The organism is Ralstonia sp. 110700041-2, assembly GCF_056280165.1.
Genome location: NZ_JBSFAI010000023.1, coordinates 19,290 through 43,845 on the forward strand (window position 1 = coordinate 19,290; position 24,556 = coordinate 43,845).

24 protein-coding genes are annotated in these 24,556 nt (G+C 61.3%); 6 read left to right on the forward strand and 18 right to left on the reverse strand.

Annotation, left to right across the window (positions count from 1 at the left end; genetic code table 11):
- Positions 1-112 precede the first annotated feature (112 nt).
- The 3 genes from ACUXH0_RS25600 to ACUXH0_RS25610 form a co-directional block, all read right to left on the reverse strand.
- On the reverse strand, positions 113-1,105 hold the full coding sequence (locus ACUXH0_RS25600) for a DNA-binding protein (protein WP_009238037.1): 993 nt from the start codon (positions 1,103-1,105) through the stop codon (positions 113-115).
- Positions 1,106-1,547: 442 nt separating this feature from the next.
- Positions 1,548-2,825, reverse strand: coding sequence for a CDF family Co(II)/Ni(II) efflux transporter DmeF (gene dmeF, locus ACUXH0_RS25605; protein WP_009238036.1), 1,278 nt, complete (start codon positions 2,823-2,825; stop codon positions 1,548-1,550).
- Positions 2,826-2,832: 7 nt separating this feature from the next.
- Complete coding sequence (locus ACUXH0_RS25610; RefSeq protein WP_009238035.1) at positions 2,833-3,111, reverse strand: metal/formaldehyde-sensitive transcriptional repressor; 279 nt, start codon at positions 3,109-3,111, stop codon at positions 2,833-2,835.
- Positions 3,112-3,470: 359 nt separating this feature from the next.
- On the opposite strand from ACUXH0_RS25610, the gene ACUXH0_RS25615 reads away from it, so the two are divergent.
- Genes ACUXH0_RS25615 through ACUXH0_RS25625 form a run of 3 tightly spaced genes read left to right on the forward strand, consistent with a single transcriptional unit; the run spans position 3,471 to position 8,979 of the window.
- On the forward strand, positions 3,471-4,586 hold the full coding sequence (locus ACUXH0_RS25615; protein ID WP_394804347.1) for a TolC family protein: 1,116 nt from the start codon (positions 3,471-3,473) through the stop codon (positions 4,584-4,586).
- Positions 4,583-5,752: an efflux RND transporter periplasmic adaptor subunit gene (locus ACUXH0_RS25620; protein ID WP_021197783.1), complete on the forward strand. Its 1,170-nt coding sequence runs from the start codon at positions 4,583-4,585 to the stop codon at positions 5,750-5,752. Before ACUXH0_RS25615 ends, ACUXH0_RS25620 begins: the two co-directional genes overlap by 4 nt.
- Complete coding sequence (locus tag ACUXH0_RS25625) at positions 5,749-8,979, forward strand: CusA/CzcA family heavy metal efflux RND transporter (RefSeq protein ID WP_012755726.1); 3,231 nt, start codon at positions 5,749-5,751, stop codon at positions 8,977-8,979. The genes ACUXH0_RS25620 and ACUXH0_RS25625 overlap by 4 nt, the downstream gene beginning before the upstream one ends.
- Positions 8,980-10,268: 1,289 nt before the next feature.
- On the opposite strand, the gene copC (ACUXH0_RS25630) is transcribed toward ACUXH0_RS25625, so the two are convergent.
- The 9 genes from copC (ACUXH0_RS25630) to ACUXH0_RS25670 form a co-directional block, all read right to left on the reverse strand.
- Positions 10,269-10,655 carry a copper homeostasis periplasmic binding protein CopC gene (gene copC / locus ACUXH0_RS25630; protein ID WP_012755724.1) on the reverse strand — a complete coding sequence of 129 codons (387 nt, stop codon included), beginning with the start codon at positions 10,653-10,655 and terminating at the stop codon, positions 10,269-10,271.
- Position 10,656: 1 nt separating this feature from the next.
- On the reverse strand, positions 10,657-10,863 hold the full coding sequence (locus tag ACUXH0_RS25635) for a copper resistance protein B (RefSeq protein WP_225694736.1): 207 nt from the start codon (positions 10,861-10,863) through the stop codon (positions 10,657-10,659).
- Between the two features lie 289 nt (positions 10,864-11,152).
- On the reverse strand, positions 11,153-12,112 hold the full coding sequence (locus ACUXH0_RS25640) for a porin (RefSeq protein WP_021197781.1): 960 nt from the start codon (positions 12,110-12,112) through the stop codon (positions 11,153-11,155).
- 76 nt (positions 12,113-12,188) lie between these two features.
- The gene (locus ACUXH0_RS25645; RefSeq protein WP_012755722.1) at positions 12,189-12,632 is read right to left on the reverse strand and encodes a hypothetical protein; all 444 of its coding nucleotides are present in this window, start codon (positions 12,630-12,632) and stop codon (positions 12,189-12,191) included.
- A 101-nt stretch (positions 12,633-12,733) separates the two neighbouring features.
- Positions 12,734-13,468: an amino acid ABC transporter ATP-binding protein gene (locus tag ACUXH0_RS25650; RefSeq protein ID WP_012755721.1), complete on the reverse strand. Its 735-nt coding sequence runs from the start codon at positions 13,466-13,468 to the stop codon at positions 12,734-12,736.
- A 50-nt stretch (positions 13,469-13,518) separates the two neighbouring features.
- The gene (locus ACUXH0_RS25655) at positions 13,519-14,208 is read right to left on the reverse strand and encodes an amino acid ABC transporter permease (RefSeq protein WP_012755720.1); all 690 of its coding nucleotides are present in this window, start codon (positions 14,206-14,208) and stop codon (positions 13,519-13,521) included.
- A gap of 7 nt (positions 14,209-14,215) precedes the next feature.
- Positions 14,216-14,953 (reverse strand): amino acid ABC transporter permease, encoded by a 738-nt coding sequence (locus ACUXH0_RS25660; protein ID WP_012755719.1) that lies wholly within the window; start codon positions 14,951-14,953, stop codon positions 14,216-14,218.
- Between the two features lie 28 nt (positions 14,954-14,981).
- Positions 14,982-15,869: a transporter substrate-binding domain-containing protein gene (locus ACUXH0_RS25665; protein ID WP_012755718.1), complete on the reverse strand. Its 888-nt coding sequence runs from the start codon at positions 15,867-15,869 to the stop codon at positions 14,982-14,984.
- A gap of 43 nt (positions 15,870-15,912) precedes the next feature.
- Positions 15,913-17,043 (reverse strand): trans-sulfuration enzyme family protein, encoded by a 1,131-nt coding sequence (locus ACUXH0_RS25670; RefSeq protein ID WP_021197779.1) that lies wholly within the window; start codon positions 17,041-17,043, stop codon positions 15,913-15,915.
- A gap of 112 nt (positions 17,044-17,155) precedes the next feature.
- Between ACUXH0_RS25670 and ACUXH0_RS25675 the strand changes: the two genes are divergently transcribed.
- Positions 17,156-18,058: a LysR family transcriptional regulator gene (locus ACUXH0_RS25675; RefSeq protein ID WP_012755716.1), complete on the forward strand. Its 903-nt coding sequence runs from the start codon at positions 17,156-17,158 to the stop codon at positions 18,056-18,058.
- 52 nt (positions 18,059-18,110) lie between these two features.
- Here ACUXH0_RS25675 and ACUXH0_RS25680 read toward each other — a convergent pair whose 3' ends face one another.
- Positions 18,111-18,500 (reverse strand): hypothetical protein, encoded by a 390-nt coding sequence (locus ACUXH0_RS25680; RefSeq protein ID WP_235180696.1) that lies wholly within the window; start codon positions 18,498-18,500, stop codon positions 18,111-18,113.
- Between the two features lie 394 nt (positions 18,501-18,894).
- Between ACUXH0_RS25680 and ACUXH0_RS25685 the strand changes: the two genes are divergently transcribed.
- Positions 18,895-19,377, forward strand: a complete 483-nt coding sequence (locus ACUXH0_RS25685) for a cupredoxin domain-containing protein (RefSeq protein ID WP_012755714.1) — start codon at positions 18,895-18,897, stop codon at positions 19,375-19,377.
- Between the two features lie 150 nt (positions 19,378-19,527).
- On the opposite strand, the gene ACUXH0_RS25690 is transcribed toward ACUXH0_RS25685, so the two are convergent.
- Positions 19,528-19,872 carry a CzcE family metal-binding protein gene (locus ACUXH0_RS25690; protein ID WP_021197777.1) on the reverse strand — a complete coding sequence of 115 codons (345 nt, stop codon included), beginning with the start codon at positions 19,870-19,872 and terminating at the stop codon, positions 19,528-19,530.
- A 266-nt stretch (positions 19,873-20,138) separates the two neighbouring features.
- Here ACUXH0_RS25690 and ACUXH0_RS25695 point away from each other — a divergent pair, with 266 nt between their 5' ends.
- Positions 20,139-21,404 carry a hypothetical protein gene (locus ACUXH0_RS25695; protein WP_012755713.1) on the forward strand — a complete coding sequence of 422 codons (1,266 nt, stop codon included), beginning with the start codon at positions 20,139-20,141 and terminating at the stop codon, positions 21,402-21,404.
- Between the two features lie 390 nt (positions 21,405-21,794).
- On the opposite strand, the gene ACUXH0_RS25700 is transcribed toward ACUXH0_RS25695, so the two are convergent.
- The 4 genes from ACUXH0_RS25700 to ACUXH0_RS25715 all read right to left on the reverse strand — a co-directional run.
- On the reverse strand, positions 21,795-22,283 hold the full coding sequence (locus ACUXH0_RS25700) for a DUF411 domain-containing protein (protein ID WP_024977761.1): 489 nt from the start codon (positions 22,281-22,283) through the stop codon (positions 21,795-21,797).
- 33 nt (positions 22,284-22,316) lie between these two features.
- On the reverse strand, positions 22,317-23,246 hold the full coding sequence (gene copD, locus ACUXH0_RS25705) for a copper homeostasis membrane protein CopD (RefSeq protein ID WP_012755711.1): 930 nt from the start codon (positions 23,244-23,246) through the stop codon (positions 22,317-22,319).
- Between the two features lie 4 nt (positions 23,247-23,250).
- Complete coding sequence (gene copC / locus ACUXH0_RS25710; RefSeq protein ID WP_012755710.1) at positions 23,251-23,637, reverse strand: copper homeostasis periplasmic binding protein CopC; 387 nt, start codon at positions 23,635-23,637, stop codon at positions 23,251-23,253.
- Between the two features lie 34 nt (positions 23,638-23,671).
- Positions 23,672-24,556: copper resistance protein B (locus ACUXH0_RS25715; RefSeq protein WP_476196440.1), on the reverse strand; the 885-nt coding region annotated here is incomplete at its 5' end.

Sequence of the window (24,556 nt, forward strand, 5' to 3'; positions counted from 1 at the left end):
TCCGGAAGGCCTGGCTGAGGGTGGGCAGCATATTCACTGCGCAGTGAATATGTCGTTTCTGCCGAATATTGGCGGTGGCAGAGCTCCCGCCTGACATGCAGCGACTCACCCCTTACGCTGCCGGGCCCGCCACGCCGAGCTGCGCCCGGTAATCGGTCAGCATGACTTGCTGCGCCTCGAGAAGCGCGGAAAGCTTGGCCAACTCTCCAACCATGTTCTCGCGTTCCGTTCGCGCCGCCGCCAGCTCTCCCACTTGCGCCTGGACTGTGGCGCGCAGAGCATCACGCTCTGCTTCCATTCGGGCTCGATCGGCGCGCGCTTGGTCGAGTGCGAGTTGGGCCTGTTCGCCGCGCATCTCCAGCTCGCGAACGCGCTTCGCCGCGGTCCCGGCTTCGGTGACCAGCCGCGCGCCATCCTTGTTCAACTGCGTGATCTCTCCCTGCTTGACGATCAGCGTCTGGTTGGCCTGCCGGATTTCCGCCTGCAGTTGTTGAACCTGCTGCTCGTGCCGGCGGGCGTCCTGATCCCGCTGCTCCTTGCTGGCATTGCGGAAGTGCTCCAGTGCCTGGTGTGCGTGCTGCAGCTTGTCCTCCAGCGAGCGACGGAAGCCTTCATGCTCGGCCAGCCGGGCCGTGAGGTCCTGGAGCTGCTGTGCCGAGCGTTCAGCCTCGATGGTGCGCTGCTGCAGCGCCGTCTGCGTGTCACTTTGCGCGGCCCGCACGTTGGCAATGGTGGCGTGGGCCTGCGCCAGCTCGGCGCGAAGCGCGGCGAGGTCTGCGGACAGCTTGTCGGCCTCCGCCCGGACTTGCTGGCGCTGCGCCGTGGCGGCAGCAACCTGTTGGTCGACCACCGCCTGTCCTTCTTCATGCAGGCGCGCAGCCAATCTGCCGACCAGATCCAGGATGGCGTCGGAGGTCGTGCCAGCCCGCTTCAGCGCCGTGCCTTCCTCCTCTTCCAGTTCCTTCAAATAGCGGTGGATGGTCGTCTTCGAGCCCGTGTTGCCCAACGCGATACGTATCGCATCGATCGACGGGTGCTGCCCCTGGGCGAGCAGCGAATCGCGAGCACGCTTAATGTCAAGACGACTGAGTCCGGCACGGGCCATGGCGTTAGAATTTGATACGGTATTACGTACTATGTATATACGTATTAATTTGAGGCGTCAAGGCGCCTCACTGGAGCCAATCTCTCACACGTGATAATGGCGGATTATCACGTGTGAGCGCCTCACAAAGAGCTCTCCGACCAGGCTTGCGGTACGAAATGGCTTGGAGCCCTGTGCAACGACGCCGGACGCGTGCTGCGAATGCACCACCGTCAGGCCACCCCAAAACATTAACCTTTCGTTGCCGCTGCTGCTCTAAGCCACCGACAGACGGTCCCCTGGAGCGCGCCCGCGTAAGTTGCCTCGGGTGCCGGCGATACCGTGCGCATACCGATCGGGTCGCAAAGGCGCTTTCTTGTCGTCGTCGGTGGCAGCAGCCCTACGGCTGGGCTCCGTGCCCCCTGCAGGACATCCTCGCGGAACGTCTGTATTGGCCGTTGCGCTATTTGGTCGGCAGCGGATGCACTTCCACCGTAACGTGGGACAGCGTATTGAACCGCCGCAGGAGCCCGTGATAGAACTGCGGCCCGCGCTGCACCTGGCGGGTACCCACCGACACCACCGCGCCGAGATGCCCGGGCCCGATACGCCACACGTGGAGGTCGAGCAGCGTGTCGCCGTCGGCTTCCAGGGCGATCTTGATGCGGCCGGCGATGTGCTTGTCCGGCGTCATGTCGACCAGGATGCCACCAGTGTCGCGCAGCAGCCCGTATGACCAGTTGGCGATGACCAGTGCGCCCACCACGCCTGCCAGCGGGTCCATCCACAGCCAGCCGAAGGTCTTGGCCAGCAGCAGGCCAATGATCGCCAGCACCGAGACAAAGGCATCCGCCAGCACGTGCACGTAGGCGGCACGCATGTTGTGGTCGCGATGGTGCCCTTCGTGACCGTAGCCGTGGTCGTGCTCTTCAAAGACGACGGTGTGCTCCTGCCCGCCAAGCTTGAGCACGGCAGTGAAGGCATGCGGTTCCGGAATGTCCGTGGTGGATTCGAGGACGTCGGACTTGCGGGCCAGTACGAATTCCTGACGGGCGCCATCAGGGCGGATCGTGGTCACCGTCGCCGCGTCATTCGGCAGCACGGCGGCTTCCGCAGCCAGGCGGAAAACAGGGGGCACGCCATCCTCGAAGATCGACAGAGCCAGCACGCCAGCGGGCGTGGTGATGTGCTGCACGTCTTCGCCGTGGTCGTGCGCATCGTCATGAGCGGCGCCGTGATGGTGGCCATGGGAATGGCCATGGCTGTGGCCGTGGTGGTCGCCGCCGCTCAGGAGCCACGCGCTGGCGATGTTCACCAGCAGACCGACGATCGCAATCGGGATCGCCTCGGCAAAGTGAATCGGCACTGGCGAGAAGAACCGCGCCACCGCCTCGTAGCCGATCAGCAGCGCAATCATCGCCAGGATGATGGCGCTGGTGTAACCCGCTAGATCGCCCAGCTTGCCCGTGCCGAACACGAAACGCGGGTCGTGCGCATACCGGCGCGCATAGGTGTAAGCCAGCGCCGCGATCAGCATGGCCCCGGCGTGCGTCGACATATGCAGACCATCGGCCACCAGCGCCAGCGAGCCGAACACGCTGCCGCCGATGATCTCAACGGCCATCATCAGGGCACACAAGACGATCACCGCCCAGGTCTTGCGCTCGTTCTTCTCGTGCCCGGCACCCAAGAACACGTGGTCATGGCCGCTGGCGAACGGCGCGTCGTAGAAATCGCTCATAACAGGCTCACTTGAAATAGCTGTGTACGACCTCGATCAACTGATCTTTGGCGCTGCCGTTGGCGTGCTCGTGTTCGGCATCCACTTCGGTGAGGTGGGTTCGGATGTGGTCTTCCAGCACCCCCGCCAGCAGGCCATTCATGGCGCCTCGGCAACTGGTGATCTGCTGCAGGACGGAAACGCAGCCGTGCTCATCCTCCAGCGCACGCTCGATGGCGTCGAGCTGCCCGCGGATGCGGCGCACGCGGTTGAGCAGCTTCTGCTTCTCTTGGACTGTGTGGCTCATGTAGGATCTCATCAAATATACTATAGGGGGGTATACTACATTGATTCCAGGTTGATGGATTGTCCACGCCGAGTGTGCTTCTCAGGTTGCGCATGCGAGTCATAAGCGTGTGCACCTACGCACAGCCTGTTCTGCGCAACTGACCATTTCCATGAAACGGAACGAGCATGGCCGCTTCCACCAACACATTGCGTGAAATACCAGGACTTCCGACGAGGAGGTCGACTATTTCCACCGCAATTTATGACTTCCACCGCAAGGCTGCCGGGCTCTTGTTGGCGTTCGCTGCCATGCCTGGCAGTGCTGCCGAGGCGCCGCCTTACACCGCTTTGCTGCGCCAGTCCTTGGCGCATGCTCCTATGTTGCGAGAACAGGCCGCCAACGTGGCTGCGGCAGGCGCCGACGCCGCTCAGGCACGTGCGTGGCTGAATCCGCGCGTGGACACGGTGTACGAAAACCTTGGCGCGCCGCAAAGTGGTGGCGTAAGCCAGCGCCAGAACACCTACACGATCACCCAGCCGCTGGAAATCGGCGGCAAGCGTAGTGCTCGCGTCGAGGCAGGCCAACGCGGCCTCGTGGCTGCCGAGGCCCGCGAACGGCAAACGCGGGTGACCTATGCCGCTGAACTGGCGGTGGCCTATGCCACGGCAGAAGCCATGCTTGGCCGCAAGGCCTTGGCAGCCGAGGATCGCCTGCGCGCAACCGACGACCTGCGCGCGGCCCGGGCGCTGGTGCAATTCGGCAAAGAGGCTGCCTTGCGTGCCGCACAGGCCCAAGCAAGTGTCGCGGCCGCGCAGGCTGCCGAACAAGCGGCGACAGCCGAGGCAACACAGGCCCTGGAGCACTTGGCGGTGCTGGCCGGCTCCGACGAGCCCTATACGACGCTCCCCACCTCATTGCTGGCGGCAGCTGGCCCTGCACCCGCGAATACGACAAAGCCGGACGAGACGCCGGCTGTTCTCACGGCACAAGCCGAGCGGGATGCGTTGAACGCTCAGGTGCAGGTCGAGCGGAAGAAATGGATCCCCGATGTTGGCGTCAGTGCTGGGCTGCGGCGATATGGCTGGACAAATGCCAGCGGGTACGTCGTGGGCCTGTCCGCCACGATTCCGTTGTTCGACCGGAACGATGCTGCGACCACGGCGGCAGTGGAGCGCGAGGCGGCGGCCGAGGCGCGGCTGGACAGCGTTCGCCTGGAGGCGGCCGCTGCGCGCCGCTCGGCATTGGCACAAGCGGCCGCATCGGAGAAGCGCTTGGCTGCTGCGGCCGAGGGCGAGCGAGCCGCCACAGAGGCCTATCGGCTAGGCCGCATCGGCTACGACGCGGGCAAGACTTCGCTGATCGAGCTGCTCGCCACCCGGCGCGCGCTGTTCGAGGCCAAGGGATTGACGATTGATGCCAGCCTGGCGCGCGTGCGCGCGCTGGCGGCACTGGCACAGGCAGAGGGCCGCCTGGCTTTCGAGGAAACACCATGACGCAAGACAACCGCCAATCCTTGGGCTGGCCCAAGATCGCCGGGATTGCCGGCATCGCTGCACTGATTGGTTTCGGCGCTGCACGCGGGCTAACCCCAGCCAAAGTCGCCCCGCCGCCCAAGGCAGAGTCCGCAACGGTCCATGCCGCACCGGCCGAGGTCAAGATTCCCGAGGCCTATCTGACCGCCGCCAACATTGCCGTCGGGCCGGTTGCTACGGGCGGTGTGAGCACGGAAATCCTGGCCCCCGCCACGGTGGCTTCCGTACCAGGCAGCGAGGCGATCATCGTTGCCCGTGGGTCTGGCACCATCCAGCGCGTCAACCACCGGCTGGGCGACGCGGTACGGGCAGGCGACGTGCTGGCGCTGGTGGACAGCCCAGACGCCGCCGCGATGGCGGCCGAGCGCCGCGTGGCGCTGGCCAAGGCGGAGCTGGCGCGCAAGACCTACGCCCGGGAAGCCAGCCTCTATCAACAGGGCGTGTCGCCACGTCAGGAGATGGAAGCCGCCAAGGCAGCCCTGGACGTGGCCAACGCGGAAGCACAGCGCGCCGCCACGGTCGCCCGCGCCGCTCATGTTGCTGACAATGGCCGCTCGGTGGCCGTGGTCAGTCCGATCGCTGGCCGGGTGACAGCGCAGGCTGCCGTACTCGGCGCCGCCGTCACGCCGCAGGCCGAGCTGTTCCGTGTGGCGGGCACGGGCCAAGTGCAGGTCGAGGCCTCGGTCACGGCTGCCGACATCACCCACATCGCTGCAGGCGACACCGCGACGATCCTGACGGCGACTGGCGCACCGCTGCAAGCCGTGGTGCACTCGGTGACACCGACCGTGAGCGGCGGCACGCGCGCGGCCACGGTGGTCCTGACGCCCACGCCAGCCGCCGGCGCACTGGTAATCGGGGATGGCGTGCAGGTGCGATTGCATCCGCGCGCCGGCAAGGCGGACGACCTGTTGGTCCCGGAAGACGCCGTTCAAAACCTGGACGGGCGCGACATCCTCTTCGTGCGTACGCCGCAAGGCTTCCGGCCACAGCCGGTGCTGGTCGGCACCCGCCGCGGTGGCGTGGCGCAGATCCTGTCGGGTGTGAGTGCAGGTGAGCAGGTGGCGACGCGCAATGCCTTCCTGGTCAAGGCCGAGATGAACAAGAGCGGCGGGGACGACGAATGATCCACAGCATTCTGCAAGGCGCGGTGCGCCTGCGCTGGATGGTCCTGTTCGTGACCGCCGTGGTGGCCGCGATCGGCGCATGGCAGTTGAATCTGCTGCCGATCGACGTCACGCCGGATATCACCAACAAGCAGGTCCAGATCAATACCGTGGTGCCGACATTGAGCCCGGTCGAGATCGAGAAGCGCGTCACGTATCCCATCGAGACCGCGCTAGCCGGCCTCAACGGCGTGGAGAGCACGCGCTCGTTCTCGCGCAATGGCTTCAGCCAGGTAACGGTGATCTTCAAGGAAAGCGCGAATCTGTATTTCATGCGCCAGCAGGTGTCGGAGCGGCTGGCCCAGGCGCGGCCCAACCTCCCCGAGGGGGCCGAGCCGCAGATGGGCCCGGTCTCCACCGGCCTGGGCGAGGTGTTCCACTACAGCGTCGAATACGCGCACCCCGACGGCAAAGGCGCGGCGGTCAAGGATGGCCAGCCCGGCTGGCAAAGCGACGGCAGCTTCCTCACCGATCGCGGCGAACGCCTGGCCGACCAGGTTGCCAAGCTTGCCTACCTGCGCACCGTGCAGGACTGGATCATCCGGCCGCAACTGCGCACCACGCCCGGCGTGGCCGACGTGGATTCGCTCGGCGGGTATGTAAAGCAATACGTGGTCGAGCCCGATGCAGCGAAGCTGGCGGCCTACGGCATCTCATACTCCGATCTGGCTCGCGCGCTGGAAGACGCCAACCTCTCGGTGGGTGCCAACTTCATCCGGCGCTCGGGCGAGTCCTATCTGGTGCGCGCGGACGCACGCATCCGCACCATCGACGAAATCGCCCGAGCGGTGGTTGCGCACCGGCAGAACGTGCCGGTGACGGTCGGCCAAGTGGCCACTGTCAACGTGGGCGGCGAACTGCGTTCCGGCGCGGCCAGCCGCAACGGCTATGAAACCGTGGTCGGCAGCGCGCTGATGCTGGTCGGTGCAAACAGCCGCACGGTGGCGCACGCGGTTGGCGAGAAGCTCAACAAGATCGGCACAACCCTGCCGCCGGGCGTCGTCATCGTGCCGACGCTGGACCGCTCCCAACTGGTGGTGGCCACCGTCGAGACGGTCGCGCGCAACCTGACCGAGGGCGCGCTGCTGGTGGTGGCCATCCTATTCTGGCTGCTCGGCAACTGGCGTGCCGCGGCCATTGCCGCGCTGATCATTCCGCTGTCACTGCTGATGAGCGCGATCGGCATGAACGCCTTGGGCATCTCCGGCAACCTGATGAGTCTGGGTGCGCTCGATTTCGGGCTCATCATCGACGGCGCCGTCATCATCGTCGAGAACACGCTGCGCCGCCTGGCCGAGCGTCAGCATCGGGAAGGCCGCACGCTGACGCTGCGCGAGCGGCTGGACGAAACGGTCGCCTCCTCACGCGAGATGGTCCGCCCGACCGTCTACGGCCAGATGGTGATTTTCCTGGTGTTCGTGCCGTGTCTGACGTTCCAGGGCGTCGAAGGCAAGATGTTCTCGCCGATGGTGATCACGCTGATGCTGGCACTCGCGTCGGCCTTCGTGCTGTCGCTGACGTTCGTGCCGGCCATGATCGCGATCCTGCTGCGCTCGCATGTGGCCGAGCAGGAGGTGCGCGTCATCGTGGCCGCCAAGCAGCGCTATCGCCCGTGGCTGCAACGTGCGGTGGCCCGACCGCTGCCGTTCATCGGCGCGGGCGTGGCCGTGCTGGTGCTGGCCGTGGCGGCGTTCGGCCTGGTTGGCCGCGAGTTCATGCCGACGCTGGATGAGCAGAACCTGAACCTGTCGTCGGTGCGGATCCCGTCCACGTCGATCGACCAGTCGGTGGCGATCGATCTGCCGCTCGAGCGCGCAGTGATGAGCCTGCCCGAGGTCAAGACGGTCTACTCCAAGGCCGGCACCGCAAGCTTGGCCGCCGACCCGATGCCGCCCAACGCCTCGGACAACTACATTATCCTCAAGCCGAAAGATCAGTGGCCAGCCGGGGTAACGACCAAGGAACAGGTTATCGAGCGTATCCGCGAGAAGACCGCACCGATGGTGGGCAACAACTACGACGTCACGCAGCCGATCGAGATGCGCTTCAACGAGCTGATCGGCGGTGTGCGCAGCGATGTGGCCGTCAAGCTCTATGGCGACAATCTGGACGAGCTGGCTGCCACCGCCCAGCGCGTTGCTGCCGTGCTGCGCAAGACACCGGGCGCGTCCGACGTGCGGGTTCCGCAGACAAGCGGCTTTCCGACCTTCGACATCGCCTTCGACCGCGCGGCGATCGCCCGCTACGGTCTGACCGTCAAGGAGGTGGCCGATACCGTGTCGACCGCATTGGGCGGCAAAGCCGCCGGCCAGGTGTTCGACGGCGACCGCCGTTTCGATATCGTGGTGCGCCTGCCTGGCGCGCAGCGGGACAATCTCGATATGCTTGGCGCGCTGCCGGTGATGCTGCCCTCGGCAGATGGCCAGCCGCGCGGCTCCGTGCCGCTGCGCCAACTGGTGCAATTCCGCTTTACACAGGGCCTGAATGAGGTCAGCCGCGATAACGGCAAACGTCGGATCTACGTGGAAGCCAATGTGGCCGGGCGTGACCTTGGCAGCTTTGTCGACGACGCGGCGCAACGCATCGCCCGCGAAGTGAAGCTGCCGACCGGTTCGTGGATTGAATGGGGTGGTCAGTTCCAGAACCTCCAGGCCGCCACCCAGCGCCTGGCGATCATCGTGCCGATCTGCTTCATCCTGATTGCCGCAGCGCTCTATATGGCCATCGGCAACGCCATGCTGACCGCTACCGTGCTAACGGCAGTGCCGTTGGCCCTGGCCGGCGGCGTGTTCGCGCTGGCGCTGCGTGGCATCCCGTTCTCGATTTCGGCGGCGGTCGGCTTCATTGCCGTGTCCGGCGTGGCGGTTCTCAACGGGCTGGTGTTGATCTCGGCGATCCGTAAACGTATGGCGGATGGGCTAGCACCCGACGCGGCGGTGATCGAAGGCGCCATGGAGCGCGTACGACCCGTGCTGATGACGGCACTGGTGGCGTCGCTCGGCTTCGTGCCCATGGCGATCGCTACCGGAACCGGCGCCGAGGTGCAGAAGCCCTTGGCGACGGTCGTGATCGGCGGCTTGGTGACGGCGACTGTCCTAACCCTGTTTGTGCTGCCGGCCATTTGCGGGATCGTGCTGCGGCGGCGCGCAGCCGACTCGCCTGGGAGCCCCGAACTCGCCAGGAGTTGAAAGAGGGGTTCGTGCAATCGGTCCCAAACGCCTGCCGCAAATTAGTCGCGTGTCTGCCCCAGCAACTCATGCCCCAGCCGTTGCCCATTTGCTGGGGCGGCATCTCCCCCGGGAATGCCGGATTGCAGCACGACAAGTTGTCTGTGAGGGCAGCGCGATCATCCTATGGCTTGCACCCAAGGTGCGAAGGTCGATGTGACTTCGGCAGCAGCAATGGTTCGATCAGCGCCCACAGTTCGCCATCGAGATTGGTTTCCATGTCCTCTTCGTCAATGAAACAACGGAGAGGTTAAGAGCGCGCGGCGAGCGTTGACCCCGTCTATTCGCTTTCTTGGAGCTTCTCGGCGTGATCAGCTTGACGGCTTGGTTTGTCCATCTCAAGCCGATGTTCAGCACCGGTGGGCGTTCGATCCGCATGAGTCAATTGCGGCGACGTCACTTAGTGCTTCCACTCTTTCCAAGGAGGACATCGCGCATGGCGCGTAAGCCGCTCGAGCCTACCTGGCGTGCCATTCTGCACCGGGTCGCCACAGACAGGGCCGAGCTTTGGAGGCGTATTGGGCCTCAGGTGGGCAGAGTCGACGGTTTCACACGCAACCTTGGCGCCCCAAAGCAATGACGCCTGATCTGGGGTAAGCGGAGCTTCGATGCATGACTCAAAAATCCTGCTGCGCTGGTGCCGGATAACGCAATGACCTTCCCGGTATTGCTGACGCACGTCCGCGAACTGATCTGGTTGCCTACGCTGAAGCAGCCCCCACGGGGCTTGTGAAGCTGCCCGATCGTAGCCCGCCAAACTTGAAGGAACTCGACGGGGCGTCGCCGGATCACTCGAACCGCTACTGTGTCGACACCTATCGCCTCACCGCCGCCGACTAGAAGCCCCTCCCCTTTTTGGAGTTCAACCTGCTTTTCCAAACCGATGGCAGCGCTGCCGGCCCCGCGGCAGCCCAAAATGTACTGATCGGCACGCGCTTGCGGGGCGATCGGGCTGCCGCGGTCTTCGCACGCTCCGAGGAAATCCCAGCTAAATTCAGACGCGATGTCCATAAAAACTGGCCGCCAGACCAGAGACCGGAAATGCTCACGCTCCCGGGAGCAGTCCATCAGGCATGATGCGGTGTCCAGAGAAGCAGGGGCAAATTCACACAATGCGTTTGCCTGCTTCGTATCGTCATCTTCTAAGGCCTGTCTGCCGGTCATTCTGGCCGCCCCAGGCCCCGGTTTCTCCGCCATTTCGATTGCCCGAATTGCCGCCGCCTCTCTTTGAGCCGATCGTTGTCATGACGTTACTTCACCTTGAAGGAGAAGTTCCCTGACATCGGGTGCATATCCGACGAAACAGCCCGCCATTCGACTTTGTACGTCCCGGTCATCAGTGGCTGCACAGGTGTGATGACCATCGCCTTCGGGTCATCGTCAGCGGTGACTTTCGCGGCAATTTTCATGGCGTCGTGTTCCGACATGCCGGGCATCTCGGTCATAACGAGGTTTGCCCCCGAGAATTGTGTAAAGAGGCTTTCCGAGAATTTGAGTTCGATCATTGCCGGTGCCGCCCCTTCCGCTTTGTCGGTGGGCATCGACGACAGCAGCTTGGGATGTGCAAACGCCGCGGCGCTAGCAAGCATGGCCGATGCAGTGAAAGCGATGCTTGCAATGTAATGATGGTTCGACATGTCAATACCTCTGCGGGTGGTGAAAAAAACGAACAAGCTTGAGCCAAACGCGCGGGCCTGCCACAAGGCGGGTTTCGCTGCTGCTGCCACCATCGGCCTTGATGGTTGGCGTATTGCTAAGCGTCTGGTAGCGCTTGACGTCAATGTGTAGGGCAAACTGGCGGCTGAATTCGTAACGCAGTCGCAGCCCACGCTTGCGCTGGACAATCCCCTTCCAATATCCAGGGACGGATCATCGTTCCCATAGAAGTTCGTCCCCAACCGCGGCGGCGGAATGAGTTGCTGCTATCGCAGCAACTCATTCTCCGTAGACAGTCGCTGAGCGGTGCGATTGCTATTACCGACGTATGCGGTGGTCTGGATGTTGAATCAATACGGCACTAGGGGTTGCACGCCGAAAGCCGCCCAGCTCGGCGCCGGACGCCCTGAGCCGACGTCGTTCCGGATGCGAAGCCGCATGTTCCGGAACGTCGTGATCGAGTGCCCCGAATAGCAACTCAGAATTTGTGCCGCAAGCCGAGTGCCAACGAGCTGGGGCTGGGGCCGTTGATGCCGTTGTCCAAATTGAACGTTGCCCCGTTCTTGTTGTTGACCTTGCCGAACCGGCCGTATAACGTCGTTCGCTTCGACAAGGCATAGTCGGCACCCAATCCGATTCCGGTTGCACCTTTGTCGGCTGGTGTCTTGTCATTGACGCGCGTTGCGGTTGCGGAGAGGGTCCACGCACCTAGCGGCACGCTGACACCCAACCAGTAGCTGCTCTCGTCGAGGCCCACGGCACCTTCCTTGCGGGTGCGATAGGCGGCATACAGCTTCGCCACGCCGAAGTCGTACGCGCCTCCCAACGAGTGCCACCTTCGCTTGTCGCTGTTGGTCGCGTTGGTGCGCGCGTCATAAGCATAGGCGAGGTAGACCGGACCGTTATAGTACTGAAGGGAGGCGCCGACATCGTTGTTGGCACCGTTGAACGCGCCGGGTGCCTCGCCGAAGGCATACATGAGCCGGCCCACGAAGCCGTTCACGTTTGGCGTCTCATACACGACCGCATTGTCGGTGCGGAACACCGTGTTGGAGTAGGTATTGGAGGGCGATGCTGTGGAGCCCCCATCAAATGGGTCCATGCCGAACACGGCGCGGGCTTCGGGGCGGAACTGGCGACCGAGATCAACGCGCCCCCATGGCCCCGACAGGCCGACCGTCGCACGTCTGTTGAACAGCCTTGCGCTATCGGACAGCGCGCCGGTGTCCGTGTTGAAGCCGTTCTCAAGCCAGAAATTGGCCTTGAGTCCGCCGCCGATATCTTCGCTGCCCCGCATGCCGAAACGCGACGCTGAATTCTGCCCCGAGACCAGCCGGTTGACATTGACTCCGTCTCCACTGCGTGCCCACTCAACTGCCGTATCGACGATGCCGAATACCTCCACGTTCGACTGGGCCAGCGCGACTTCACTCGTCATTGCGATGATCGCGGGCGCGACCTTCCAAACTGTTGTCCTTATTCTCATGGCTCCTCCTTGTGGTCGAGCGGTCGTCTTACTTCGCCGCTTCGATCAGCTTCATGGCTTGATCGATCTTCTCGCCGACGGAATCGTGCAGCACGTCGTACGCGGCTTTCTCGGCCTTCGCCTGCAGCAGCAGTTTCCTGGCGGCATCGGTCATTGCGGGATCGCTGGTCTTGGGCGATGCGATCGCATCTTCCAGGCGTTTGATCTCGCTGCCGAGGAAAGCAGGCTGCGCTCCGACGAACTTGAAGCCATCGTTTAGCAACGCGCGGATGCGCAGGAGTTGGACGGTGTCCGAGTGGAAGTACACGGCGCGAGCCTGCTCGATCAGCACCTTTGCTTCTCGTGCCTCCTTGCTGTTCGGATCCTTTGTTGCATGGATCTTCTCGAACTTGGTGATATCGGCGTCGATGTTGTGCGCCAGCGCTGCCATGGACGCCAGGCCAAAGACGGCCGCTGCCATCATGTTTTTCATGGTTGTCTCCTCAAGGTAGTTGTGGTTGCCGCTCTTGCGGCGATTTCATGCGTAAAGTGCCGGCACACTGCGCAAGATGGAAAAACGTATCGATTGGATGGCTAACTGGAGAGGATCTTTGAAAGAAACTGCCGCGCGCGATCGGTGCGCGCATCGGGGCAGTCAAAGAAATCCGCCTTGGGCACGTCTTCAATAATCTGTCCCTGGTCCATGAAGATGACTCTGTTCGCCACTTGCCTGGCGAAGCCCATCTCGTGCGTGACGACGGCCATCGTCATGCCATCCCTGGCAAGATCGATCATGACGTCGAGGACTTCATTCACCATTTCCGGATCGAGCGCGGAAGTCGGCTCATCGAACAGCATGACCTCCGGGTCCATGGCCAACGCGCGCGCGATGGCAACACGCTGTTGCTGGCCGCCCGACAACTGCCCGGGGAACTTCGACGCGTGCGCAACGAGTCCGACGCGGTCCAGTAGCGCCAGCGCCTTGGCTTCTGCAGCGGCTCTGTTGCGCTTGAGCACCTTGATCTGACCCAGTGCCAGGTTCTGCAATACCGTCAGGTGAGGGAACAGCTCGAAGCTCTGGAAAACCATGCCGACGCGGGCGCGAAGACTCGCAAGGTTCGTGTCTGCGGCGCCGACGGAGATTCCTCCCACGTGGATATCCCCCTTCTGAAACGGTTCGAGTCCGTTGACCGTCTTGATGAGCGTCGATTTTCCTGACCCGGAGGGGCCGCAGATCACCACCACATCCTTTGGGGCGATGGAAGTCGTGCAGTCGGTGAGTACCCGAAACGGGCCATACCATTTGGAGACGTCGGAAATATTGATCATGGTTGGTGTCGTTTGTGTCTTGATATCGGAGCAACCGGGCAAGAGCCTGGTCACGCCCGGGCTCCCATGCGCTTCTTCTGCACGGCGGCGACGAGCCAGACGCCAAACGAGCACAGCACCAGGTAGACCGCAGCCGAGAACAGGTACATCTCGACCAGCCGCCCATCGCGCTGGCCGATCTTGCCAGCGGCGCCAAGGAAGTCGGTCAGGCTGATCACGTAGACGAGTGAGGTGTCCTTGAGCAGGGCGATCGTCTGGTTGATCAGCGACGGTGTCATGTTCCGAAACGCCTGCGGCAGGATCACGTGCCGCAAGGCTTGCCACTGCGTAAGCCCCAGCGCTTTTGCCGCGCTCAGTTGCCCGGTTTTCACGCTTCCGATGCCAGCGCGGATGATTTCGCAGTAGTAGGCAGACTCGGCGAGAATGAAGGCCGCCAACGCAGCCCATATCGGACCGACCGTGAGATACGGATCACCGGTCACAGCGCGCAGCATGGCCGGAACCAGAAAGAAGAACCAGAAGATCGTCAGGATCAGCGGTATGGAGCGGAACACGTTCACATACGCGGCAACAGTCATGGTGACGGGACGCGGGCCGAACAGCCGTCCGATCGCCAGCACGGTGCCCAGAGCAATGCCTGCTGTGATGGAGGCGGCAACCAAGCCGCCCGTCGTCGCGAGCCCTTCTACAAGGTAAGGCCACGCACGCGGAATGGAGGACCAGTCGAATTGATAGCTCATCGTGACCTCAGTGCGAACCGACCATGCCAGGAAGGCGCGAGCGCGCTTCGATCACGTGCATCAGCCAGACCACCAGCAGCGTGACCAACATATAGATGACGGTGGCGGCCAGAAACGACTCGAATGGCTGTGCACTGAATTCGCTCAGTTGGCGGCTCTGGCCGGTCAACTCCATGAGCCCGATGGTGAGCGCAACCGCCGAGTTCTTGAACACATTCATGAAGTCAGAGGTCAGAGGCGGAATGATGATGCGGAAGGCCTGCGGCAGAATGACGTGGCGGTAGATGCCGCCGGTGGAAAGCCCCAGCGCCAACCCTGCGGCCCGCTGGCCCGCAGCGATCGATTCAATTCCTGCCCGAATCTGCTCGGCGCATTTGGCTGCGGAATAGAGCGTCAGACACAGGACAACGGTCAGAAACTGATTCAGCGTCGGATTCATCTGCTTGATGGCATTGCCCCAGTCGACGGGTAGCAGCTCGGGAAGTACGTAGAACCACAGGAAGAGCTGGACCAGCAGCGGCGTGTTGCGAAAGCAATGCACATACGCAGCGCTTGGCCATCGAACCCAGCGCTGCGGCAGCGTGCGGGCGACACCGAAGAGGGTGCCCAAGGCCAGCGCCAACGTCCAGGACAACAGCGAGATCAGCAGGGTCCAACCCAGGCCTGTCAGGAGCATCGCTCCATACAGCCCTTCGCCCGTCACCGATGGCTTGAAGTAAATGAGCCAATCCCAGGAGTAGTTCATTGATCAATGCATGCGTGTTGCGGGTGATTTACTGGAACGCCTTGTCATTCGGATGCTTGAAGAGGTCCAGCATCTCGGGCGATAGCGGGCGATCAATGCGCAAGCCTCCCTTGACTGCGATGGTGGATTGGAAATAGCGCTTGTACAGCGCTTCCATTTCGCCGCTCTTCATCATGGCGGCGATAGTGTCGTCCACCAGCTTCTTGAACGCTGGGTCGTCCTTTCGCAGCATGCAGCCGTACGCTTCGCGCTGTTGCGGCATGCCAACGACTTCCCACATCGACGGGTCTTTCGCGCGGGCGATGTTGCTGTAAAGGATGATGTCGTCCTGCATTGATGCCACCGCCCGGCCAGTCTCGACGGTCAGGAAGTTCTCGTTGATGTCCTTGGCGAGAATGATGTTGATGCCCCACCTGTTCTCGACGTTGAGCTTGCGGAGCAAGCGCTCACCGGTGGTGCCGGCGCTGACCACCACGTTCTTGCCAATCAGGTCTGCCCAATGCTGGATTCCGGAGTTCTTGCGCACGAGCAATCGCGCACCAACGATAAAGAACGTGTTTGAGAACGCGACCTGCTTTTGGCGCTCCAGATTGTTGGTGGTGGAGCTGCACTCGAGATCCACGGTTTGATTGGCCACCAGCGCCACGCGGGTCTGCGGGGTGAGATTGATTTCCTTGATCTCGAGCTTGGGCAACTTGAGTTGCCTCTTCACCGCGTCGGCAATCCGGGTGGAAAGCTCCCATGCGTACCCCGCCTGCCGTTGATGGTCATCGAGGTAGTTGAATGGAATGGAAGCTTCGCGCGCGCCCAAGGTCATCACGCCGGTTTGCTTGATCTTCGCCAGCGTCCCGGTCTCCTGCGCGGTTGCGCTGCCGAGCACAGTGGCGAGCGCGGCAAATGCGAGTAGTCGAATCACGATGTCTTCTCCATGAGTGTGTTCTGCTTGGATTCAATGATGTCTACGCTTGCCCATTCAACCTGGTAAACCCGGCCTCTAGGTCTGCATACAGGGGTTCCAACGGTTCAAGCCCGATATGCAGTCGCAGCGCATAGCGTCCTGGAGGCCATGGCTGCACGATGCGAGAGGCGGTGAGGTCTGCAATGGCAATCAGGCTGTCCGTGCCGCCCCAACTGGCACCGATCCGAAAATGCTTTAAGCCATCGAGCATGGCGCTGATGCGTTCAAGATCCTGGCTGTGCAAGAGAATGGTCAGCAAGCCGTTGCCGGAGCTGAAGTACCGCTTGAAGCGTTGATGCTGTGGATCTTCCGGGTGAGCGGGATGGACCAGCGAGGCGACCTCGCGGCGGCCACGCAGCCACTGCGTCAGGTCCAGCCCTCGTTGCGCGTGTTCGGCCAAGCGAACGGAAAGGGTGCGCAGGCCGCGCAGCACGAGGAATGCGTCATCCGACGAAACCCCGGTGCCAACACCCGATACAAACGTCTTGATCTGGCGGAACAAGCGTTCGCTACGCACGGTAATGGAACCCAAACAGACATCCGAGTGGCCCGCCGCGTACTTCGACAATGCGGTGCAGACGATGTCCACGCCATGCTCGAACATGGCGGAGTTGCCGAAGCCCCATGCGTTGTCCAGCATGACCAGCGCGCCGGCAGTGTGAGCCTCGCGGGAGATGGCGGCGATCTCCTGGATCTCCATCGTGAATGAGCCGGGCGATTCGAGCAGCACGAGTCGCGTGTTGCTTTGCAGGTGCGCGTCGATCGTCGCGGCATCGGCGGCAAAGTAGGTGACGGCAACACCGATTTTCCTGAGGACGCTGTTGCAGAACTCGCGCGTCGGCCCATACACGCAGTCGGCCACCAGGACGTGGTCGCCAGCAGACAGGAGAGCAAGCATGGGATGGGTCAGCGCGGCCAGCCCGGAGGGCACCAGCACGGTGCGGGATCCACCTTCGATGGAAGCAACTTCCGTCTCCAGGGCGCGGGTTGTCGGCGTCCCATACAACCCGTATGAGTAGCCGTCGAACAACTGGCCTTTACGCGCAAGGAACTGGGCCGTCGTGTCAAAAACCAGTGTCGAAGCTCGGTGCACCGGCACAGTGAGCGCACTGAAGCGTGGCGACGAGGTCATGAAGTTGGGTGTTGTATTCGGTGGCATGGTGTCTTCCTGATGACTGGCGAGTATCCTGCACTCGGTCTATTCTTTCCAATGCCAAGTTGACTCAAGTCAATTCAAAATCGATATGAACCACAGACAGATAGAGGCGTTCCGCGCGATCATGTTGACGGGCACGACTGCCCGCGCGGCTCAGTACATGCATACCTCGCAACCCGCGGTCAGCCGGTTGCTCGCCCAGCTCGAAGCAAGCCTGCAGATGCGCTTGTTTGAGCGAGAGCGTTCGCGGTTGCGAGCGACGCCGGAAGCGAAGCTGTGGTTTGCGGAAATTGAGCGTGCCTATGCCGGCCTGGATCATCTGCAGCAGTACGCGACTCAACTGCGCTCTGGATCAGGCGGAAGCATTGCCGTGGCTTGTTTGCCTGCTCTCGGCCTGGGTCTGATGCCAAGAATCATTGCCGCCTTGCGCAAGGACTTTCCTGATGTGCTGGTCCGATTCGAGATTGGCAGCTCCGTGCAGGTGCGTGATCAGGTCGCGCGAGGCCAGTGCGATATCGGCTTCGCCGCTGATGAGGTCGAACTCGAAGGATTGACCGCCACACCCATCGTGACAACCAACGCGGTGGTCGCGATGCCGGTCAACCATCCATTGGCACGCCAACGACGCGTGAAGCTCTCCGATCTATGCGATCACCCGTTCATCGCCCTGTCACGCCGGGATACGACGCGCCGTCAACTCGACGAGTTGCTGGCAGTGGACGGACGGACGTTGCGCTTGGCCTGCGAGACCCCCTACTCGATCACCGTCGCGTCGCTGGCGAAGAATGGCGTCGGCATTGGCCTTGTGAACCCGCTCGCATTGAGCGAGCTGGACGCGCGAGGCGCGGCGTTTCGCCCCTTGGACAAGAAGATCCGTTTCCGGACGCTGGCGTTGCAGGCGGCCAGTGTGCCTCTTTCGCTACCGGCACAGGCGTTTATGGCGCACGCTAGACGTATTCTCGCGGCGGCGGCAAAGGAGGCAGGCTCTTGAGGATTCACCCGGCCCAACTCGGACTGACGACGCTACCCCGTGAGCGCGCAGCCTATGGAGTAGTTGCGGATGCGGGAACAGCCGCTTGGTTGCAATCCTGGAGATTTATGTAGACGCGCGCGCCTTCGTGCAGCCCACCCCCTTGCGGCAGCGGCACGATGACATGGCGTTGGTGTGGTCCGCTGTAAAGAAACTTGCCGTGGGTCGGCCCAAAGATGAACTGCACATAGGCAAAGCGTGCCGTGCTGCTCTGGTCTGCAAGCGAGCACATTGCCTCCACAGGGGCCATGTCGGCGAGCGTGCCGGTTCTTACGATCACGCCTAGCCGCCAGCCTTCGGCGTACTCATATTTGCCTTCGTAAGCAGTTGTGCAGCCACTGACCATCGCCGCCAGTGCCAGCGCGCTGCACGCCCGCAAAACGTACCCGCCTTCAGTAATCACGGGATATCTGATTGACATTACGCGCTCCGCTTCAGCTCATCACCGACGATCAAGCTTGAAGACCGGGATCTGCACGCCTAGCCGCCCCGTCCGAAAGAAAGCTTGGTCTTCGCTGTGCCCCCTCTTTCTCGAGCGGATTTTCTCCCAGCGCAACTGGCGAGCTTCAACCAGCACGCGTCTCATTGCAATTGATGTTGCCCCTGCTGATGGGTAACTGCCGATCGACGGGCGAGTGTTCCAAGATCTATCATTGATGCCACGGGCCGAGTTTTTGTCGCCAAGCCAACGCGATTCGGTAGAGGCGGGCCCCGTTTTGGCGAACGGCTTCCGCCCACCCCGCGGCAACGTCGAGCCGCACCAAGTATTTCAACCGCTTTCCAAAAGGGAGAGGCTCATGAACAGGTTTTCTCGCTCCATCCTAGCACTGAGTTTTGCGCCCCTAGCCGCCTTTGGTGCGGCGAATCAACTCGAAGGTCTCGGTTCCAATTCCAGCGAACCCGCGCCGAAGGCAGGCCAGCCTGGAGATCCTCAAAAGGTGACGCGTACCATCAATGTGACTATGAGCGATGACATGCGTTTCCAACCGACCACGCTCACCGTCAAAGTGGGGGAGACTGTGCGCTTCGTTGTCGAGAACATTGGCAAAGTACACCATGAACTGGTGATCGGCACCGCTGCCGACTTAAAGGAGCATGCCGAGATGATGCGCAAGATGCCGGAGATGAGCCACCACACTATTGGAAAGCATCTCGCGCTCGAGCCTGGCCAACAAGGAGCACTCATTTGGCGATTCGATGAACCCGGCATGGTTGATTTTGCTTGCCTTGTACCAGGGCATTACGAAGCCGGAATGATCGGAAAGATTGTGGTCAAGTAGGGGAAAGCGACAACATTCGATACTCGTCAATCGAGGTCTCGCTCTCGTCAAGCTAAAATCGGCATGTCATCCCAAGAATGTGAACCACATGAAGCGGAGGTTGTAGCCGCGCGCCATCTTGCGGCGCTTCGCCTTTCCCATCGCGACCGATTATCCTGCCCTGTAAAGATTGCTCCGCTCAATAAAAATCGCGATGCCCTTTGCCTCAGGAATATCAGGAAAGATCGAGCCCATATCGATTGGTTGGCCACCTCCGATTGTTGGGGCCGTGAACATCCAGCCAATTTCCTTTTCCCCAATCCGGAAAGCAACTGTTTCACCAGTGTACACATGCACGTATCTGATGCGTGGAGTCAAAATAATTGTTCGGCTCGCATGTGCAATTGCGACTGGATGCCCAAACTGCGCTGGCGTCGTAGCGACGGATGTACACCCAGACGCGAAACCTAGCAGCAAGAGCATGAGGGCGCTTTGGAGGGCCCGCATGAGGTTCATGACGTGCTCCGCACAAATGCTGAGAATGCATCCATGCTGCTAAATTCTACGTTGTAGACGACGACAGCACCCTGTCGCTGCGATTACAGTTTTGTTAACAAGCACTGCGTTTGTCGCAATCCTGGCACCTTTTTTTCGTGGATGGCACGCGGAGATTGGCGGTGAATAGGTCGCTTTAACTCTGTCGAATCAGCATTGAAACGGTGCCGGAAAGTACATACACTGTCCCGATCGGACAGTGCCACGATAAAAATAGTGGATTTTGCATGACCGATTTAACAAGAACGCTCATTGAGCGATGGAAGCCTGACAGAGACGGAACTTTCCAGACGTGGTTTCTCTGGCCCGAGCGCCTCAAGAATTTCCGCTCCATCCGGCGTGGCATTAGTACGGTGGTCAACGAGATCCAGGCTGGGACATTTGGCAACGCCTATCGCGGATCCTCTCTCGAAACCGTGGTCTCCGCGATTGCCGAGCAGCGCCAAATCTTCAAGGGGGCGGACCACGCATTCCTCTGGAAACCCAAGTTGCGTATTCCGGACATCTACGAGAACGCAGATCATCAGCGAGCGTTCGCCAGACTGCTGCATACGTGCAATTGCTGCGATACCGAGCAAGAGGTAGTTCAAGCGATTCAGCAGTTGAACCGGCACGGCATCAAGGGGCTGGGCCCAGCCGTTGCCAACCTGCTGTATTTCATCCACCCAACTTTGGCGGTTCCCTTCAACACTGCGATCGTCAATGGATACAACGCGCTGACGGGCTCTCGTGTCAAGCTCGGCAAATGGGACCACTACTTGGCCATGCGCGAGGGCGTGCTGTCCCTGAATGGACGCTACCGCGACCTGCTGTCCAATGACCTGGGTGCGATTGCCGGACTGCTGTTCGATATCGGAATGGAGCGCTATCCAGCTCCGCCGCAAGAGGGTGGCGCTACCACGATTGCTGAGTGGGAGAAGGATCTGGCTAAGGCCCGCGAGGAAGCAGCCTCCTTCGCCAAGCAACTTCAAGCAGGCCGAACCGACGATGCCTCTCATACAGAGGTGCAAGGCTGGTTGCGCGATCTTGGCAAGGCATTGGGCTTCGCGGTCTGGGTGGCGACCAACGACCGCAGCCGCCCCTACAATGGCGGCGTGCTCAGCGAGGGCTGCCTGGCAACATTGCCGAATTCACTTTTGGTTTCAGGCGCTGACACCGTGCCTCTCATCGATGTCGTCTGGCTGAACGCTGTCTCGCTGGAAGTGGAAGCTGCCTTCGAGGTCGAACACACCACATCCATCTACTCGGGCATCGTACGACTGCTAGATCTGGCTTTGGGCACAGATCAAGCGACAAGGAAACACCTATTCCTGGTGGCTCCAGATGCCAGAGAGGCGGACGTGCGCGCCCAACTCGCACGTCCCGCTTTCCGCAGGGTTGCAGAACTAGGCATTCGCTATGTTCCCTATACCAGTCTCACCGAACACCGAGATAGCATTGCGCGTTTTGGCGTGGGGATCAAGCCGATCGAAGCTATCGCTCGAACGCTGTAGTCAGCGGCGAGAAACACGGCGAATTCCTAGCGGTGCGTGACACAAGGCACCCTGGAACCTGCGGCAGATCATGGGTTCCCAGAGCTTCGTCGCAAAGCGCGTCGACGTGGTTTCTTACTACGGCGGCCATGAATAGCGGCACGCGCGTCTGCGTGCCGTCTTACGCCATGTTTGCGGCGCAGGTACCAAGCGAAACCCACTAGGAGAACAATCCATGTGACGAAGACGAGAGCCATTGCCGCGAGTACATCGGCAGGCAGGTCGGCCACCGACATGTTCCTCATGACCGCTCCTGGTGAGCCAACCAGTGATTGCGTCGGTGTATCGCCAGATTTGTTGGCCACATACATGGTGAACCCATCGTTTTCACGGCCAACGTCTTCTATTCGTTCAGCTGTACGCTTGGAACACAGTGGATGTCCCATCCAAACCGATCAGTAATACGTTGTACGGCATACGTCGATTACCGTACGCCGGACCGTCCATGCCAGGCGCACCGATGGGCATGCTGGGGACCGCCAGCCCGATTGCCTTAGGGCGTTCCCGCAATAGGCGCTTGATCTCGCGCGCAGGCACATGGCCTTCCACGGCATAGCCCTGCACGGCTGCCGTATGGCACGAGGCGTAGCGATCGGGAATGCCTGTCTTGCGTCGAGCCTCGACGGTGTCTTCGACGTCGTGTGTGACTACATCGAATCCGTTGTCCCGCAGGTGGGACAACCAATCCTTGCAGCATCCACAACCCGGCGTCTTCCAAACTTGGAATGTAGGCTTTGGCTCAGACTTCTGCGCCAAAGCTATGGCAGGCAAGAGAGCCAGGCCGACCATCAGAGATCGCCTAGACGCGGATATAGACTGCGAGTTCAATGGCGTTGTCATGGAGCGTTGAATGGCTACACGAAAATGACGGAATTAGGTCCCAGGCGGAGAAAGCACCCCGAGCCACGCAACCAAAGCAAGTATCACGACGGCGAGGCTGGCCTCCGTGAGCAGGCTGCGGCGCAGTGTCATGACTGCGCCAGCGTGGTCGCCGCTGCGCATTGCGATTTCAAGTTGCGGACTCAACAGGTAACGGTTGGCTGCCGCCAGCCCGAGCATAAGCCCAAACAGTGCCAACTTGGCCAACAACAGGACGCCGTATGCCGAAGTGGCCAACCCGTCGATTGTTGGGCCCACGATCAACAGATAGTTGACGACGCCCGTTGCGAGCAGCGTGGCGACAATCAATGTCCCAAGACGGGCGAAGCCGTTGGACGTGTGGTTGAGGATTTCCACCGACTCCAATGAAGCCGCCTGCTGCGCCCGCGCAAGCAACACAAACGCTGTCAGCGATCCAACCCATGCACCCGCGGCTAACAAGTGGGCGATGTCGGCCGTGATGTGGACGTATCCACGCGAACCGTCGTGCATCGCGCCATGCCCTGCCCAGGCCACTGTTGCCAGCGCTACCGCCCCCAGAACAGCAAAGATATCAAAGTGCAGAGTTGGCATCCTACGCACACACATGACGATGATTAAACAAGCCGCCAGGGCTGCGATACGAACCAACCACCCAATGCCAACCGCAGTGCTACTCAGCATCATGCCGAAGACGTGGCTGCTCAACTCCGCGTATTCGGCGGCTCCGGTCATCGCTTTGGCCGTCACTACGATACTCCAGAGAGACAGCACAATACCGGAAGCTGCGGCGACGCCAATGGCGCAGACATACCGGCGCGCAATCGCTGAGCTCCGATGATCGGGGCGCAAGGCGTAAGCACCGAACAGCGAGACTCCAAACAGGATCGTCAGATCCACGTACAGCGCAAAGCGCAGGGCGATATTGAGCCAGTCGTCTGCCATAACTTTACTTCACCTTGAACGAGAAGTTTCCCGTCATCGGGTGCGTATCCGACGAGACAGCACGCCATTCGACCTTGTAGGTTCCCGTCATCAGCGGCTGTGCGGGCGTGATGACCATCGTCTTGGGGTCATCGTCGGCGGCGACCTTCGCGGCGACTTTCATGGCGTCGTGACTGGACATGCCAGGCATCTCCGTCATAACGAGATTAGCCCCCGAGAATTGCGTCGAGAGATTTTCCGAGAACTTAAGCTCGATCTTTGCCGGCGCGGCGACTTCCGCTTTGTCAGCAGGCGTCGAAGACAGCAGCTTAGGATGCGCGAATGCGGCCGTGCTGGCGAAAATGGCCGATGCCGCGACAGCGATGCTTGCGATGTAACGAGGGGTCAACATGTCAATACCTCCTGGTGGTGTAAATAGAGAATGGCTAGTACCAAACACGCAGGCCTGCCACAAATCGGGTCTCACCGCTTCGGCCGCCATCTGCCCGAATCATGTTGGCGGTGTTGCCAAAAGTCTGATACCGCTCGACGCCGATGTAAGGCGCGAATTGCCGACTGAACTCGTAACGCAAACGCAATCCGACGCTAGCGCTGGACAGGCCGCTGCCGATCTCCAAAGCCGGATCATTCTTTCCGTAGAGGTTCGCCTCCACGCGCGGTTGTAGGATAAGGCGCTGAGTCAGCAGCAACTCATACTCCGTGGACAACCGCAGGGCGGTACGACCACTGTTACCAACGTATGCAGTGGCCTGGATGTTGAACCAGTATGGCGCCAGACCTTGCACACCGAAAGCCGCCCAGTTCCGCGCTGGACGCCCCGAGCCAACGTCATTGCGAATCCCAAGCTGGGTGTCCCAGAACGTCGTGATCGCATGCCCCCATAGCAACTCGGTACGCGCCTCCTCGAGTCGACCTTTTTTCACATCGCCTTCCGCCTTCAGCACGACCTTGTCGTAAGTGCTTCCGTACCACGCTTGCGCTTCGTAAGAAGCGGCGTTGGAGTTGGGGCCGCGTACCCACTCCAGGCGATCAATCAAGAACGATCCAAAATTGTGCTCATCGGCCATCATGAGCTGGCGGGTATTGCCCAGCGCGAACTTTCCGACACCCAACTGATATCCACCCGAGTATGCATTCGGATCCCGCGCATCAGGAGGCGGTGAGCCGCCTTGCATTTGCATCGAACCATGATCCATACCCTGCATTGAGCCCTGATCCATACCCTGCATTGAGCCCTGGTCCATACCCTGCATTGAGCCCTGGTCCATACCCTGCATCGAGCCATGGTCCATACCCTGCATCGAGCCATG

Bases quoted from the DNA above. Each gene is read 5' to 3' on its own strand.
- ACUXH0_RS25620 (WP_021197783.1), top strand. From the start codon at position 4,583: ATGACGCAAGACAACCGCCAATCCTTGGGCTGGCCCAAGATCGCCGGG.
- copC (WP_012755724.1), bottom strand. From the start codon at position 10,655: ATGTCGAACCATCATTACATTGCAAGCATCGCTTTCACTGCATCGGCC.
- ACUXH0_RS25675 (WP_012755716.1), top strand. From the start codon at position 17,156: ATGAACCACAGACAGATAGAGGCGTTCCGCGCGATCATGTTGACGGGC.
- ACUXH0_RS25645 (WP_012755722.1), bottom strand. From the start codon at position 12,632: ATGAAAAACATGATGGCAGCGGCCGTCTTTGGCCTGGCGTCCATGGCA.
- ACUXH0_RS25655 (WP_012755720.1), bottom strand. From the start codon at position 14,208: ATGAGCTATCAATTCGACTGGTCCTCCATTCCGCGTGCGTGGCCTTAC.
- ACUXH0_RS25700 (WP_024977761.1), bottom strand. From the start codon at position 22,283: ATGACAACGCCATTGAACTCGCAGTCTATATCCGCGTCTAGGCGATCT.
- copD (WP_012755711.1), bottom strand. From the start codon at position 23,246: ATGGCAGACGACTGGCTCAATATCGCCCTGCGCTTTGCGCTGTACGTG.
- ACUXH0_RS25660 (WP_012755719.1), bottom strand. From the start codon at position 14,953: ATGAACTACTCCTGGGATTGGCTCATTTACTTCAAGCCATCGGTGACG.
- ACUXH0_RS25650 (WP_012755721.1), bottom strand. From the start codon at position 13,468: ATGATCAATATTTCCGACGTCTCCAAATGGTATGGCCCGTTTCGGGTA.
- ACUXH0_RS25695 (WP_012755713.1), top strand. From the start codon at position 20,139: ATGACCGATTTAACAAGAACGCTCATTGAGCGATGGAAGCCTGACAGA.
- ACUXH0_RS25610 (WP_009238035.1), bottom strand. From the start codon at position 3,111: ATGAGCCACACAGTCCAAGAGAAGCAGAAGCTGCTCAACCGCGTGCGC.
- dmeF (WP_009238036.1), bottom strand. From the start codon at position 2,825: ATGAGCGATTTCTACGACGCGCCGTTCGCCAGCGGCCATGACCACGTG.
- ACUXH0_RS25690 (WP_021197777.1), bottom strand. From the start codon at position 19,872: ATGAACCTCATGCGGGCCCTCCAAAGCGCCCTCATGCTCTTGCTGCTA.
- ACUXH0_RS25685 (WP_012755714.1), top strand. From the start codon at position 18,895: ATGAACAGGTTTTCTCGCTCCATCCTAGCACTGAGTTTTGCGCCCCTA.
- ACUXH0_RS25670 (WP_021197779.1), bottom strand. From the start codon at position 17,043: ATGACCTCGTCGCCACGCTTCAGTGCGCTCACTGTGCCGGTGCACCGA.
- ACUXH0_RS25615 (WP_394804347.1), top strand. From the start codon at position 3,471: ATGTTGCGAGAACAGGCCGCCAACGTGGCTGCGGCAGGCGCCGACGCC.
- ACUXH0_RS25600 (WP_009238037.1), bottom strand. From the start codon at position 1,105: ATGGCCCGTGCCGGACTCAGTCGTCTTGACATTAAGCGTGCTCGCGAT.
- ACUXH0_RS25640 (WP_021197781.1), bottom strand. From the start codon at position 12,112: ATGACGAGTGAAGTCGCGCTGGCCCAGTCGAACGTGGAGGTATTCGGC.
- ACUXH0_RS25625 (WP_012755726.1), top strand. From the start codon at position 5,749: ATGATCCACAGCATTCTGCAAGGCGCGGTGCGCCTGCGCTGGATGGTC.
- copC (WP_012755710.1), bottom strand. From the start codon at position 23,637: ATGTTGACCCCTCGTTACATCGCAAGCATCGCTGTCGCGGCATCGGCC.